Source organism: Marinomonas sp. AWM4_232 (assembly GCF_056158325.1).
In genome coordinates this window covers 4,042,168-4,055,997 of the sequence record NZ_JBSWTA010000001.1, presented here as the reverse complement: position 1 = coordinate 4,055,997, position 13,830 = coordinate 4,042,168, and the positions used below count along the sequence as shown (strand labels likewise).

Annotated in this window: 12 protein-coding genes and 1 pseudogene; 7 read left to right on the top strand and 6 right to left on the bottom strand. The window is 44.1% G+C overall.

The window, feature by feature from the left end:
* Window positions 1–7: 7 nt before the first annotated feature.
* The gene (gene gatC / locus ACXAC1_RS19255; protein ID WP_199460820.1) at window positions 8–295 is read right to left on the bottom strand and encodes an Asp-tRNA(Asn)/Glu-tRNA(Gln) amidotransferase subunit GatC; all 288 of its coding nucleotides are present in this window, start codon (window positions 293–295) and stop codon (window positions 8–10) included.
* Between the two features lie 240 nt (window positions 296–535).
* On the opposite strand from gatC, the gene ACXAC1_RS19250 reads away from it, so the two are divergent.
* Genes ACXAC1_RS19250 through ACXAC1_RS19220 form a run of 7 tightly spaced genes read left to right on the top strand, consistent with a single transcriptional unit; the run spans window position 536 to window position 9,638 of the window.
* The gene (locus ACXAC1_RS19250) at window positions 536–1,579 is read left to right on the top strand and encodes a rod shape-determining protein (protein WP_475063643.1); all 1,044 of its coding nucleotides are present in this window, start codon (window positions 536–538) and stop codon (window positions 1,577–1,579) included.
* Window positions 1,580–1,615: 36 nt separating this feature from the next.
* Entirely contained in the window at window positions 1,616–2,434 is an 819-nt protein-coding gene (gene mreC / locus ACXAC1_RS19245) for a rod shape-determining protein MreC (protein WP_475063641.1), read from the top strand.
* Window positions 2,431–2,904, top strand: a complete 474-nt coding sequence (mreD, locus tag ACXAC1_RS19240) for a rod shape-determining protein MreD (RefSeq protein WP_475063639.1) — start codon at window positions 2,431–2,433, stop codon at window positions 2,902–2,904. The genes mreC and mreD overlap by 4 nt, the downstream gene beginning before the upstream one ends.
* Before the next feature lie 8 nt (window positions 2,905–2,912).
* Window positions 2,913–3,506 (top strand): Maf family protein, encoded by a 594-nt coding sequence (locus ACXAC1_RS19235; protein WP_475063637.1) that lies wholly within the window; start codon window positions 2,913–2,915, stop codon window positions 3,504–3,506.
* Window positions 3,499–4,953: a ribonuclease G gene (rng, locus tag ACXAC1_RS19230; RefSeq protein WP_475063635.1), complete on the top strand. Its 1,455-nt coding sequence runs from the start codon at window positions 3,499–3,501 to the stop codon at window positions 4,951–4,953. The genes ACXAC1_RS19235 and rng overlap by 8 nt, the downstream gene beginning before the upstream one ends.
* 13 nt (window positions 4,954–4,966) lie before the next feature.
* A complete protein-coding gene (locus tag ACXAC1_RS19225; RefSeq protein ID WP_475063633.1) occupies window positions 4,967–8,797 on the top strand; it encodes a YhdP family phospholipid transporter in 3,831 nt (1,276 codons plus the stop codon).
* Between the two features lie 7 nt (window positions 8,798–8,804).
* A complete protein-coding gene (locus tag ACXAC1_RS19220; protein ID WP_475063631.1) occupies window positions 8,805–9,638 on the top strand; it encodes a carbon-nitrogen hydrolase family protein in 834 nt (277 codons plus the stop codon).
* An 8-nt stretch (window positions 9,639–9,646) separates the two neighbouring features.
* On the opposite strand, the gene yjgA is transcribed toward ACXAC1_RS19220, so the two are convergent.
* From yjgA to ACXAC1_RS19195, 5 genes and pseudogenes are all read right to left on the bottom strand, one after another.
* The gene (gene yjgA, locus ACXAC1_RS19215) at window positions 9,647–10,177 is read right to left on the bottom strand and encodes a ribosome biogenesis factor YjgA (RefSeq protein WP_475063629.1); all 531 of its coding nucleotides are present in this window, start codon (window positions 10,175–10,177) and stop codon (window positions 9,647–9,649) included.
* A 12-nt stretch (window positions 10,178–10,189) separates the two neighbouring features.
* A pseudogene (mgtE, locus tag ACXAC1_RS19210) lies at window positions 10,190–11,541 on the bottom strand (magnesium transporter).
* 4 nt (window positions 11,542–11,545) lie between these two features.
* Window positions 11,546–11,815, bottom strand: a complete 270-nt coding sequence (locus tag ACXAC1_RS19205) for an HPr family phosphocarrier protein (protein WP_133560021.1) — start codon at window positions 11,813–11,815, stop codon at window positions 11,546–11,548.
* 10 nt (window positions 11,816–11,825) lie between these two features.
* Window positions 11,826–12,275, bottom strand: a complete 450-nt coding sequence (locus ACXAC1_RS19200) for a PTS sugar transporter subunit IIA (protein WP_475063627.1) — start codon at window positions 12,273–12,275, stop codon at window positions 11,826–11,828.
* A 12-nt stretch (window positions 12,276–12,287) separates the two neighbouring features.
* On the bottom strand, window positions 12,288–13,772 hold the full coding sequence (locus ACXAC1_RS19195) for an RNA polymerase factor sigma-54 (RefSeq protein WP_475063625.1): 1,485 nt from the start codon (window positions 13,770–13,772) through the stop codon (window positions 12,288–12,290).
* Window positions 13,773–13,830 lie beyond the last annotated feature (58 nt).

Below are 13,830 nucleotides of genomic sequence, written 5' to 3'. Positions count from 1 at the left end.
TAAGCTCTTAATCGATAACTTTAGGAACCAAGAATAGGCCCGCTTCAGTTTGAGGTGCGTTGGCAAGGAAGGCTTCGCGGCGATTTTCTTCTGTCACCACATCGTCACGAAGACGCTGCTTTGCTTCCAGTGGGTGAGAAAGTGGCTCAACACCATCGGTGTCGACAGATTGCATTTGTTCAACCAAGTCCAAAACACTCGTGAGTGAATGTTGGTATTGCTCGGCGTCGTTATCATCTAACGACAAGCGAGCAAGGTGCGCGATTTTGAGCACGTCTTGCTTTTCTAGAGACATGTTTCACCTAATTATATCGGTTTTCGAAAAATGGAGATCATTGTAGCGCCATTGGCGCACGGTAGAAAGCGAACGGTAAAAAAATATGAATTATTCTGCCTGCGAGTGAAAAAGCGCCAATAAACAAAGATATATGAGTAAAGAAATCGCATAATTATGTGGTTTCGGCTTGCTCAAAACACAGCTGGTTGTTACATTTTCTGACTATTCGTAATGGATCTTTTCAGGGTGTAGAAATTCATGTTTAAAAAAATTAGGGGAATGTTCTCAAGCGACCTATCCATAGATTTGGGGACAGCTAATACCCTTATTTACGTGCGCGATCGTGGAATCGTTTTGGATGAGCCGTCTGTTGTAGCAATTCGTCACAATGGTAATCAAAAAACTGTTGCTTCCGTAGGTTCTGACGCAAAGCGCATGTTGGGTCGTACACCAGGAAACATTACTGCTATTCGTCCCATGAAAGATGGCGTTATCGCCGACTTTCATGTGACCGAAAAAATGCTTCAATACTTTATTTCTAAAGTACATGAAAACAGCATGTTAAAGCCTAGTCCTCGTGTTCTAGTTTGTGTGCCATGTAAATCCACACAAGTTGAGCGTCGTGCGATAAAGGAATCCGCTCTGGGAGCAGGGGCCCGAGAAGTGTTTATTATCGAGGAGCCTATGGCGGCGGCGATAGGCGCAGGCCTTCCTGTTGCGGAAGCATCTGGTTCTATGGTTATCGATATTGGTGGTGGTACCACTGAAATTGCCATCATTTCCTTAAATGGTATTGTAACATCAGAGTCGATTCGTGTTGGTGGCGACCGATTTGATGAGGCTATTACGACCTATGTACGTCGCCAGTACGGAAGTCTGATCGGTGATGCGACGGCAGAGCGTATTAAAACCGAAATTGGCATGGCTTATCACACGGGCGATGAGCTTCAGATTGATGTTCGTGGCCGAAATCTTGCGGAAGGTATTCCCCGCTCATTTACATTAAAGAGCACTGAAATACTTGAGGCATTGCAAGAGCCATTAGCGCAAATCGTACAAGCAGTGAAAGGGGTCTTAGAGCAATCCCCACCAGAACTAGCTGCAGACATTGCTGAATCTGGCTTGGTGTTAACAGGTGGTGGTGCCTTGCTACGAGAAATTGATCGACTAATTAGTGATGAAACCGGCCTTCCAGTTATTATTGCTGATGATCCTCTAACTTGTGTTGCGCGCGGTGGCGGCATGGCGTTAGAAATGATGGATAAGCACGCTTCTGAGTTGTTCTCTCCTGAGAGCGACTGATAAGTAGGAGCGCATCCCATTAGTAGTTCGGCATTCTTGTCTGGTAAAGTCTCCAGCACTCGTTTTGTGTTCCTAGTTATTGTGTCACTTACAATGATTGTTGGAGATTTACATTACAAAGTTTTCAGTCCCATTCGTCCTTACTTGACTTGGTTAGTCACTCCTATCCAGGTTGTTGTGAGTACGCCTCAAAAAATGATCAGTTGGGCAGAAATGCATCTTGATAGTAGAGAAGATTTGGTCGCTCAAAACCAGTCTCTTAATCAAGAGTTACTTCTGTTACGGGGCCAATTACAACGTTTTAATGCACTAAAAGCGGAAAATGTTCGTTTGAGAGAGTTGCTAGACGCCTCTCAAAAGGTGGATGAAAAAGTTGTTATGGGTGAGGTCATCGGTTTTGATCAAAACGCTTATAGTCATAAAGTGCTCATCGATAAGGGCTTCTCAAATGGGGCTTATGTTGGGCAGCCGGTACTTGATGCAACGGGAGTGCTTGGTCAAGTTGTCGAGACATCTGCATACACCAGTCGCGTTTTATTGATTGCTGATGCCAGCCATTTTGTTCCTGTACAGCTTGCCCGTACTGGTTTAAGAAGTGTTCTGCGTGGTACAGGTGATTTAAAACGTATGGAGCTAATGAGCGTACCTCACACTGCGGATATTAAGAAGGGTGACATATTGACAACAAGTGGTTTGGCAAATCGCTTCCCTGTCGGTTACCCAGTTGGCGTTGTTCGAGCGGTTCGTCATGTCTCTGGTAAGCCTTACGCTGATGTCGATGTCGTACCATTGGCTCAGTTAGGTCGCAGTCGTCATGTTATGCTCATTGAGCGAAATAATGAGGTGGAGCAATGAAGTCATCCCTGGCTTTTGTACTAACATTTGCTATTGCTCTGATGCTTGAGGGGTTAGTGTTTCCGGCTCATTTAGTTTGGTATAAACCTGAGTGGACTTTGTTGGTTATTTTATACTGGGTAATCGCTTTACCATTTAAAGTGGGTGTTGGTATTGCGTGGTTCATTGGCTTGTTAGTTGATTTACTTCAGGGTGGAGTCATAGGTCAACATTCTTTAACCTATGTAATTATTACGGCTGCCTGCGCTACGTTGTACAAACGTTTGCGTATGTATCGACGTTGGCAGCAAAGTATTTTTGTATTTTTATTAATTTCAATCAATCAGCTCGTTGGTTTTTGGGTTGATCACTACACGGGTGATGCTGAGCCTACCTTGATGATATTTATGCCAGCGATAGTCTCTGCCATCTTATGGCCTTGGGTATTTGTCTTGCTCAGGAGTATCCGTAGATTGTATTTTATTCGATAAGGTCGGTTATGATTATTTTAGCTTCCGCTTCTCCTCGTCGCCAAGATCTCTTATCCCAGCTGGTTGAGAGTTTCGCTGTTAGGCCTGCTGATATAGACGAAACCCCTCTTTTTCAAGAACCACCCGCTGAGTATGTTATTCGTATGGCTCGTGAAAAAGCTGAAGCCATTGTGGCTGAAGGTGTGGATCATGCGGATATTCTCATAGCATCTGATACTAGTGTTGTTATTGATGATGAAATTTTAGGGAAGCCTCGTGATCTAGTGCACGCTAAAAAGATGCTGCGTAAACTATCTGGTCGAACGCACCAAGTAATGACGTCTTTATGTGTTTGTAATGGTGGCATGAATCGTGTTGCTACCTGTAATGTGGTATCAAATGTAACCCTCCGCGAAGTAAGTGATGTTGAAGTTGAGCAATATTGGTTAACGGGTGAGCCTTGTGACAAAGCTGGATCTTATGCAATTCAAGGGATTGGAGGTATGTTTGTGACACATATGTCTGGTTCTTTCTCAGCTGTAGTGGGTTTGCCTATCTATGAGATAGCTAAACTTTTGAGCGAATTCGGAGTGAACCCATTGAAGGAGAATATTCGTGAGTGAAGATGTTTTAATCAATGTCACCCCGATGGAAATACGCGTGTCGCTGGTTGAAAATGGTGTCCTGCAGGAAGTTTATATAGAGCGATCTAGTCGCAAAGGCATCGTAGGAAACATATATCAAGGTAAAGTGGTAAGGGTGTTGCCAGGAATGCAGGCAGCCTTTGTGGACATAGGTTTAGAGCGAGCTGCTTTTATACATGTTTCTGAAGTGGCCGACCGTGATTCAGTAAATGCAAGTGATCAAATTGGCGATTACTTGCGCGAGGGGCAATCATTAGTTGTTCAAGTAACGAAGGATCCAATCAGTACTAAGGGTGCCCGATTAACCACTCACCTGTCTATTCCTTCGAGATACTTAGTCTATATGCCCGATCAAGCGCATGTGGGAGTGAGTCAAAGAATAGAAAATGAAGAAGAGCGGGATCGCTTAAAACAGTTGGTTTCTAAGGCGCTAGAGGATCGCGATGAAACCAGCGGATATATTCTTCGTACTGCAGCAGAGCGTGCAGGAGAGGAAGAAATTCTAGCGGATATTAATTTTCTAACTAGACTGTGGCAATCAGTAAAAAAACGAATTCATTCTAGTAAGGCGCCCGCCATTATATATGAAGACTTGCCTCTTCACTTAAGAACTATGCGTGATTTAGTCAGCTTAACGACAGAGAAAATCCGTATTGATTCTAAGGAGAACTTTGCCAAGCTGCGAGCTTTTGCGGAAGACTTTATTCCAGAACTGATGAATCGCATCGAGTACTATCCCGGTGAACGTCCTATTTTTGATTTGTACAGTGTTGAGGATGAAATTCAGCGCGCCTTAGATCGAAAAGTTCAGCTTAAATCAGGTGGTTATTTGTTAATTGAGCAAACAGAGTCCATGACCACAATTGATGTGAACACAGGTGCTTTTGTTGGTAGTCGTAACTTAGAAGAAACCATCTACAAAACCAACTTAGAAGCTGCAACAGCAATTGGTCGTCAACTAAGACTTCGTAATCTAGGTGGTATTATTATCATCGACTTTATCGATATGGAAGACGAGGAGCATAAGCGTCAGGTATTGCGTATGTTGGAAAAAGTGCTTGAGTCGGATCACGCTAAAACCAAGATTACAGGCGTATCAGAGCTTGGGCTGGTTGAAATGACGCGCAAGCGAACTCGAGAGAGCTTGGGTCAGGTTTTATGTGAGCCTTGCCGATCTTGTCGAGGGAGCGGTTTCGTAAAGACACCTGAAACAGTATGTTATGAAGTGCTTCGTGAAATAATGCGTGCTGACAGAGCTTACAACTCGCAAACCTACACTGTGCTTGCTAGCAGCTCTGTGGTAGAGCGTTTTTTAGATGAAGAAAGCGCTGCAATTGCAGAGCTTGAGGCCTTCATTGGTAAAACAATTCGTTTTCAAATCGACCCTGTTTATACTCAAGATCAATATGATGTAGTACTACGCTAACGGAGTTTTTAGCATGCGAGCAATAGGGACAGCCACGCGATTGTTATTTTGGGGGGCAGTGCTTGTCAGTGTAATCTTGGCAGGTACTGTCTTGCTCGCAAAATTTACGCTCCCCTTAATCAATATTTATCAGCCTCAGATTGAAAAAAATCTAACTCAGCTAACGGGTATGAAAGTACGTGTAGGGGATCTAATAGGTGAGTTAAAAGGTATTAATGTTGAGTTTAGGGCAACCAATATTTCTTTTGATGCTCCTGAGCAACTTGACGCGATTAACTTAGAGTACTTGTCTTTAGAGCTTGATATCCCCAAAACGCTCTTTACCCTTTCTCCACAGTTTCAAAATGTAGTGTTGTCTGGTGTGGAGGTTCTTCTTCAGGAAGATGAGCGTGGCAATATTACCTTGAAAGGCCTGGAGACCTCGCCCTCGGCTAGCTCTAGCACCGATATCGCTGTGTCTCGTGTGCTTAACTATGCGGCAGAGCAGCAGCAAGTTAGTTTGTTAGATGTGTCTTTCACTCTTAACAGTCCAAGATTTGATGAGCTGAGTATCTTGATGCCAGCTACTTTGTTGCGCAAACGTTTTACAAAGACCTTTCTTAAAGCCGACGTTTTCATCAATGATATCGAGCAGCCCATTCAGATGCGAGCGCAGATTAGTCGGGATTTGACCAATTTCCTTGAGCAGCAGGTCCAAGGCTATATTTCGGTTCCGGATATTACTCTACCAACGGGCTGGTTGGCCTTGGCGGCACTTGAGCCGTTGCAATCTGTGTCAATGGCGGGTGAATATTGGTTAACGTATCAGCCAAACAAAGGGGTATCAGTTCAGGCAAAAGATAGTAGGGCGAAGCTGGCTTTTCAAAATGATGAATCCTTATTTCTTAAGGCAGATTGGCGCCTGAAATACAATGATGAGGCTGTTGCTATTACTGTAGCGGATCTTGCTCTTAACGACTCTGGGCGTTTGTACGAAGGAATAGATATAAAAGCGGAATGGGAGTCAGATGGAAATCGAACCTTTGCGGTGTTCAATAAAATGGACGCTGAAATCGCCAGTAAAGCGGCGCTGAGGTTTGTTCCGAGTGAGTGGCGCTTACATAGTATTCTCTCAGGCCTTGAGCCTAGAGGAGAGGCGAAGAATGCTTCTTTAAGGATTTGGCAAGGCTCTGAAGGTGTGCGTTTTCAATACCTAAGTAATTTAGTAGATGCTCAAGTGAATGGTCATAATGGTATTCCGGCGGCGGATCATATTTACGGAGTTTTCTCGTTAACGGACACTCAAGGTAGCGTTGAATTTAAAGGACGAAATCACACTCTCGCTTTTCCGACAGTATACGATTCTGCTTGGCAGGTTGAGCGCTCCAGTGGTGAAGTGGCTTGGCAAAGATTAGATCATGCATTTGTTGTCACAGGCGATGATTTAAACCTCGCTTATCAAGGAGCTACTGTTCAAGGGCGTTTTAGATTAGAGCAGCCGCTGGAGGGTGGGGTAGGTGATGATGAGTTAATGCTTGATATAAATGCTCAGCATATTTCTAAGAGTGATGGTCTTTTGTTTGTCCCTCCTAAGGTTCTGTCGAATGAATTAGACAATTGGCTTGAACAAGCATTGGGGCAGGGTGAAGCAAGCAATGTTGATTTGTTGCTTCGAACGGGGCTTGTCGCAGGGCAAGGTGCCCCTCACCTGCGCCTTTCTATTGATACTGTCTTAGACAAATTAACATTTGACCCAAATTGGCCATCAGCGAATTCCGTCGTTGGTAATGTTTTGGTGACGGAAAATGACGTCAATGTTCTTGTAAATCAAGCGAACTTTGCAGGCTTGCCGATAACTAACCTGCAAGTCAGTGTGCCTTTTATTGGTGATGATGCAAACCAAGTGATGGTGCGTGGTCAGATACAAGATAGCGCGCCAAAACTTTTGCAGGCATTAGAAAAAACGCCATTGAAGAATAGTGTGTTAGCTCCGTTTGAAGGGTGGCGTATAACGGGTGGTGTTGCAGGTTACTTTGATTTGAAAGTTCCGTTAAGTAAGGAGTTAGAGCCCTTTGTTGATTTGAACTTAACGTTTCAGCAAAACAAGGTCACGCTTGCCCAGGCGGATTTACCTTTTGACGTTGAGTCTGGAAAACTGAACTATCAATCCAGCAAAGGTTTGTATGATACAGAGTTTGATATAGAAACTTTAGGTGGGAAAAGTCACTTGAGGCTGACATCTCAGCTCGCAGAAGACGGTGTCTTTATAGTTAGTGGAGCGCTTTTGGGCGACATAGATGCTCATGAGGTGGCGTTGTGGCGAAATGTTCCTAAGCCTGTTTTATCAAGACTGGAAGGTAAAACCAGTTACTCGGGAGAGCTTGAAATTGGGCGCAGTAAGCCCGGACAGGTAGATATTTATCTTAAAACCGATTTAACGGGTGTGAAGCTGGCATTGCCAGCTCCAGCAGCAAAAGCATCTAGCCGTTCGGTGCCAACTGATATTCATATTGCCGCGCTGAATGATGAGGTGTTGGTTGATGTGTCCTCTCAAGATTGGCTCTATGGTTCAATTCTGGCGGATTCTAATGGGCTTCAGGGAGGGCATGTTTCTCTTGCAAAGCCTCTCCCTAAGGACCAAAAGATAGAAAAGGGTTTATCTATTTACGGTCAGTTTGATGAATTTGATTGGTTCACTTGGCTGCCTATTGTTGAGGACTTTAAAAAAACCTCTGAAGAAGAACTTAATGAGTCAGGTGTTGGGGTAGGTGAAAGCTTACCGACGAAGTTACCTGACTGGATTCGATCTCTTGATCTCCTTGTCGATTCACTTCCTGTAAATGAAAGAAATCAATTTAATAATGTAAAAGTTTCTTATACTCGTGCAAAAGATGGACACCCATTATCGGTGACCTCAGATGAGTTCAATGGAGTACTGAATCAGACGAATGCTGAACCTGAGCTGCATATTCACTATTTAAACTGGCTGACCGCTACGGAAGCTACGACTACAAGTGAACAAGAGACTAAAATACAACCAAGCATAGTACCTTCTATGGTCTTGAAGGTCGATCAAGTTTTTGTTGATAATCGCCCTTATGGAGATTGGTCGGCTAACGTTGAGAACCTAGGAAATAAAGTACGTATCAATAATATAACCACGCAATTGCCTAAAGGAGACTTTGTAGGGCAAATTTTCTGGCAGGGGGGCGACGAACAAAATGTTGAATTGACTATTAATGCGGAAGGTGAAAATGCTCGAGAATTGACAAAAAAATTCTCATCAACTCCTTTCTTAAGTTCGAACAAGTATCAAATGGGGGCTTTGCTTAGTTGGGAAGACTCGCTGCTTTCCTTTGATCGCTTGTCTTTAGCCGGACGAATCCATTTTAATGTACAAAAAGGAAACTTTAATCAGGTTGATCAGCTGCCACCTTTTTTAAGATTATTGGGTATATTCAACGTGGATGCTCTAGCCAAACGACTGACATTTGATTTCTCTGACTTATATGAACCGGGTACGCCTTTCGATCGATTTAGTGGGGATTTATCGATCGCTAATGGGATGTTAACCACTTCGGATCCAGTTCGTGTGGTCTCTCCCACAGCAGAAATTTCTCTTCAGGGGACAGCCAACCTTGTTGACGAGACTTTAAGTGAACGCCTTACGGCAACTATCCCCATTAGTAGTACATTGCCTGTTGCGGGGTTGCTGTTGGCCACGCCTCAGATTGCGGGCCTATTATATATAACGGACAAGTTAATTGGTGATCAGCTTTCGAAAGTAACGAGTATTCAATATCAGATTGAAGGCCCTTTTAGTGATCCTAAGGTTACTCCAGTCAAATATTCCCCAATAAGGTAACCATAATATGGCTAGTCTAGGTGTTGCTTGCGTTCAGTTAACCAGTACTAAGGATTGTGTGGCAAATCTTAGGCAGGCTTTATTGTTGATGGAGCAAGCCATGGTGAATCAGCCTAGGCTCATAGTGCTACCCGAGAACGTTTTCTTGTTTGATGCTAAGCAAATGCGAGAAGTGGCGTTGTCAGATGCAACCACAAAGGTTTTTGAAGCTGTCGGGCGATTTGCTATCGAACACAATATTTTTGTGCTGATAGGCTCACATCCCATGGCCCATGATCAGTTTGGCAACTTGATTTCTGATGGGCGTGTTAGGCAGGCGTCCATATTAGTTGGTCCGGATGGTAAACAGGTTGCCCGTTACGATAAGGTTCACCTGTTTGATGTAGATGTTGCGGATAAAGCCTCATCTTATCGAGAATCACGCTTCATCGAGCCTGGTGAAGTGACCCCTGTTGTTGTGCAGATTGATGGCGTTAATTTGGGATTAAGTGTTTGTTATGACTTGAGGTTTCCTGAGTTTTATCGTTGTCTAGCTGAACTGGGGGCAGAGATAGTTGTAGTACCATCTGCTTTTACATTTAAAACTGGCGAAGCTCATTGGCATACGTTGCTGCAAGCGAGGGCCATAGAGAACCAGTTTTACGTTGCCGGTGTTGATCAAGTCGGCTGGCACAATGAAACACGCCAAACCTATGGTCATACCGTCGCATACTCGCCATGGGGTGAGTTGCTTGGTAGCATGAATGAAAGTGATCAGGGAAGTATTTACTTCAAAGTAGATACAGAATATCTAAGAGAAGTGAGAGCGGCGATGCCTTGTTTGAAGCATCGCCGTTTGTAATATGACTACTAAAGCAGGCCTAACTGAGCGTCTTGTACTTCACGCAAGAGTTTAAAAAGTTTCTTACGTTGAGTGGTCGCTTTACCTTGTTCTGCTTCTTTTGCTGCCATTCTTACTAGTGAGCGTAATTGTTGAATATCTACGCTTGGATTTGCTTGGATATACTGGTCGAGGATGCTTTTACCGTTCTCGCCAATCAGTGCGTCACGTGTTGCTTCTAGTTGATGAAAGCGCTTATTGTTTGCGGCTGACGTACTATCAAATAATTCCAAACGTGCTGCGATAGCATCTGCATCCTCTGTGCGCATTACCTTACCAATGTACTGTAAATGGCGACGTTTTGCGCCCCATTGCTTAATACGATCAGCTTCTTCAAGTGCAGCGCGTAGGGTGTCTGACATAGGTACTTTTTTGCGTTGACCAGCGCTTAGGTTGGTGAGCTTTTCACCTAAGTCTTGCAGAGCTTCCATTTCTCTTTTTACTTGAGTTTTGCTCTTGTATTCTTCTTCGTTGTCTTCGTAGTGTTCAAAATCTGTCATGGTTAAATCGTTCTATAGTAAAAAGAGTGTGGCTAAGCCCAAGAAAGACAAAAAGCCAATCACATCGGTCACGGTTGTCAAAATAACACTTCCCGCTAAAGCAGGGTCAATACCAAGCTTTTTCAATGCGATGGGTAACAATGTACCTGTCAATGCAGCAAACAAAAGGTTGATAACAATCGCGCCAGCTATGACGTAAGCAATTTTAATGTCTCCAAACCATACGGTTGTGAGCAAAGCGATTACGGAGGCCCATAATACACCATTTATCAAGCCAACGACGACCTCTCTGTTCAAGAGCCATCTAGCATTCGATGAGCCAATTTGGTTTAAGGCAATGCCCCGAATTACAAGTGTTAGGACTTGTGAGCCTGCAATGCCTCCCATGCTCGCAACAATCGGCATTAAAATCGCTAGTGCAACGACTTTATCTAGTGTGTCTTGGAAAAGACCAATAACGTAAGAAGCAATAAATGCAGTAATCAAATTGATGCCAAGCCAAACTGCCCTACGTCGAGTGGTTTGCATGATGGGGGCAAAGGTGTCCTCGTCATCATCTAAACCAGCCATTTGTAGCATCGAGTGTTCTGCTTCGTCTCGGATAACGTCTACGACGTCATCAATGGTGATGCGACCAAGTAGTTTTTTTGTTTCCGGATCAATGACAGGGGCAGAGACCAAGTCCATCTTTTCAAAAAGCTGCGCAACTTCGGCGGCGCTTTGATGGGCATAAATGACATCACAGTCCGTTTCCATGATGTCACGGACTATGGTGTCCGTATCGGCTACTAGGAGTTTGCGCAGGGGGAGAGTCCCCAGAAAGCGATCGGATCTACTGACAACCAATAGGTTATCAGTCATTTCTGGGAGTTCCGAGTGTCGTCGTAGGAAACGGAACACGATATCGATAGTAATATTTGGCCGAATCGTTATCGTGTCGGTGTTCATCAAGCCACCGGCCGAATCCTCAGAGTAACTCATTAAGGATTCCATGCGCGCACGATTTTGTGCGGTCATGGAGGCCAGCACTTCCTTAACCAAGGTTTCAGGAAGCTGTTGCAGGATGTCTGCTAAGTCATCATTGTCGAAGTGTTCAGATACCGCTAATAAACGCTCGGTATCCATGTCCTTCATGAATTGAACACTAATCTCTTCTGAGACGTATTGTAAGACATCTCCTTGATTAGCATGATCAATCAGTTCCCAAAGAAGTTTACGCTCTTTAGGGGGGAAGATTCTAGAAGGCGAGCAACGTCCTGTGCAGGTAGAGCACCATTGAGCAAATAACGAATTTGCATGGTGGCGCCGGATTCAAGAGATTCGGCAACCGTCTGTAAGTGTTCTAAAGTGGACTGATCGCTCATTCGGCTATTCGCCTTCTCCAAATCGATCATTAATAAGTTCGATGATGGCTTCCATTGCTGCGGCCTCGTCCTCTCCGTTTACTTTCACATTTATGGTCGTACCTTTCGCAGCGGCAAGCATCATCATTGCCATAATGCTCTTTCCATCAACGTTTCGGCCTTCTTTCTCGATCGTGATGTCAGATGTAAATCGGCTTGTTGTTTCTACCAACTTGCCAGCCGCGCGAGCATGAAGCCCCAATTTATTGATAATTTCGACTGATTGTTCCAGCATGAGGGTGTCCTTACAGTAAAGCGTTAAACGCTTCAAACAAGTCTTCGTTGTTTTGTTTTTCTCTCAATTGATTTAACTTCTGTTCTGCTTGTGCTAGTTCCGCGATCTGCGCGAGAGTGGCTAAGTGCTCGTCACACTGATGTGGCGGAACTAATAAGGCAAAAATTAGGTCAACGGGACGTCGATCAATTGCGTCAAAATCAATTGGCTCTTCTAGTGACATTAATACCAGCGTAGCACTGTTTACTTGCTCAAGACGGCAGTGCGGTATCGCAATGCCATTGCCAATGCCTGTGCTGCCCAGCTTTTCGCGTCCGAGCAGGGCGTCATAAACTTCATCTGCGTTACAGTGTAGTCGATCGCTAACTGATTCGGCTAACTGCTCTAACAATCGTTTTTTACTAGAGATCTGTTGTTTCGCAAACACTAGATCTGTTTTTACTAAATTTTTAACTGACATATTTGCTGGCCTTTAAATCAGTCGCTTCCGCTCGTTTGATGGCGGAATGTTCATCGCTTCACGGTACTTTGCAACAGTGCGTCGAGCAACTTGAATGCCCTGGTCGGCTAAAATAGTTGCTAGTTTATTGTCACTTAATGGCTTTTTAGGTGGCTCATCTGCTACCAACTTCTTAATCATGGCACGAATGGCTGTGGACGAACACTCGCCACCAGATGAAGTGTTTACATGACTAGAGAAGAAGTATTTCAGTTCGAAAATGCCTCGGGGGGTATGCATGTATTTTTGCGTTGTAACACGTGAAATAGTGGATTCATGCATACCTACTTCTTCGGCAACGTCATGCAAAACCATAGGTTTCATGGCTTCTTCGCCAATTTCAAAGAACTCAACTTGTTTCGATACAATGCAGCTAGCAACTTTTAGTAAAGTCTCGTTGCGGCTCTGTAGGCTTTTCATAAACCATTTAGCTTCTTGTAAAGAATTTTTTATATAGGAAATATCATCGCTTGATGCTTTGGAGTTCACCATAGCCGAGTAGGTTTCGTTAATCTTAACCGGTGGCAGAGCGTCGTTGTTTAGCTCTACTTGCCAAACGCCATTGTTTTTCTTCACGGTAACATCAGGGATAACATAGTCTGTTTCACTGGTATCAATCAACGACCCAGGTCTCGGGTTGAGTTGCTGAATTAGGGTGATAACTTCTTTCAGTGCTTCTTCTTTAAGCTTGGTCTTACGGCTAAGTTGCGCGTAGTCTCTGTTGCCAAGCAAGGCAAGGTGTTGATCGACCACGCTAAAAGTCGCTCGATAAAGAGGGTGTTCTTGATAAGCTTCCAGTTGTACAAGCAGGCATTCACGTAAATCTTGTGAGCAAACACCAACAGGATCGAAGCGTTGTAAGCGGTGTTGCACGGCAGTCACTTCATCAAGCTCTAGATCTTCGAGTTCGACGGTTAAAGCCTGGAAAATCTCTTCTAAGCTCATTGATAGATAGCCATCTGTTTGCACGCTATCAATAATTGCATAAGCAATTTCAATGTCACGGTCTGACATATGAGTCAGATTAAGCTGCCAGATTAAGTGGTCTTGCATGTCTTCGGACAGAGCATTTCTGCCGTCGAGATCTTGTTCGCCTTCAAAAGCTGGGGTATCAGCTGCAGCTGCAGAATTTTGGTATGTGTCATCCCAATTGCTGTCTATAGACAGTTCGTTAGGGATGCTTTCCGTCCACTCAGACTCGAGCTGAGGTGTCTCGGAGCTGATTTCGGAGCTTTCGTTATTGGATTCGCCTGACGTACTAAGCTCAGTTTGACGTGAATCGCTCTCAGTTTGAAAACCTTCTTCTTCGTCCAATTCCAATAATGGATTGGATTCAAGAAACTCATGAATTTCTTGTTGCAAATCAAGAGTCGACAACTGCAGCAATTTAATTGCCTGCTGCAGTTGTGGCGTCATGGTTAACTGTTGTCCGATTTTAAGTTGCAGGGACTGCTTCATAGCGCAACTCTTTTATAATTAAGTATTTGGAATGACTTGTGCATAGTACTCCCTTTTC